Source organism: Salinicola sp., from assembly GCF_982684285.1.
The window spans coordinates 1-1043 of record NZ_CEXLVS010000533.1 but is presented as its reverse complement, the minus strand read 5'-3'; the positions used below and the strand labels follow the sequence as shown (position 1 = coordinate 1043).

Sequence of the window (1043 nt, the reverse complement as noted above, 5' to 3'; positions counted from 1 at the left end):
GCAAAATATTCGTCTTATGGTCAATTACGACAAGGTTGTGACGTGGGATCAAGATGGTTCGGATACAGACCAAGAACCTTCTGCAATTAAATTCCGTGCACAAGCTAAGTGGTAAAGCCAGCCTTTGAGTTAGTCTCCTCTTAACTCTCAAGCCCCATCTGATTATTTAGATGGGGCTTTTTTTTGTTCTAAGCGATAATCAACCTTGTTTATCTTAAGCAAAATAATGCAAAATGGCATTATCAAGATAGATAGGTTTTCTAATGACCCAACAGACAGAACAAGATGTATTAGCCGCCATTGACCTTGGGTCTAATAGCTTCCATATGATTATTGCGCAGCTACGTGATGGCCATTTTCAAGTCGTAGATAAGTTGCGCGAGATGGTGCAGTTGCGTGCAGGATTGGATAGTGAAAATACGCTGTCCAAGGAAGCACAGGATAGAGCAATTGCCTGTCTACAACGATTTGGCGAGCGGATTAAAGAATTACCTGCTGGCAGTGTGCGTGTTGTTGGAACCAATACCTTGCGAGTGGCAAAAAACAGTTGGAGTTTTCTGCGTTTAGCCCGACAAGCTTTAGGTCATCCTATTGAGATTATTGCTGGTGAAGAAGAAGCGCGACTTATATATCTTGGAGTAGCACATGCTCTAGCATTTGATGAGTCACGTCGATTAGTAATGGATATTGGTGGTGGTAGTACGGAGTTTATTATTGGCGAAGGTTTTAAAGGCCTAAGACGAGAAAGTTTAGAGATGGGTTGTGTTAGCTTTTCGCAACGTTTTTTCTTGGGAGGAAAAATTACTCGAACGAGTATGAGAACAGCTTTGATTGTTGCTGGTACGCGATTGAGAGCAATTCAACGACCGTATCGCAATATGGGTTGGACAGAAGCCATTGGTGCGTCAGGAACAATTCGATCGGTTGCTAATATTGTCAAAGAAAATGGCTGGGCAGATGATGGCATTATCACCCCAAAATCCCTTGATAAATTAACAGAGGCCCTGATTGATGCTGGCCATGTTGATAACTTGAAATTGGCA

The 1043-nt window shown here is 42.4% G+C and carries 1 protein-coding gene; it reads left to right on the top strand.

All coding sequences use genetic code 11. The annotated features are described in order from the left end of the window. Positions 1-263 precede the first annotated feature (263 nt). The coding region (locus AC3AYF_RS21720; RefSeq protein WP_487780540.1) for a Ppx/GppA phosphatase family protein at positions 264-1043 on the top strand (780 nt) is incomplete at its 3' end.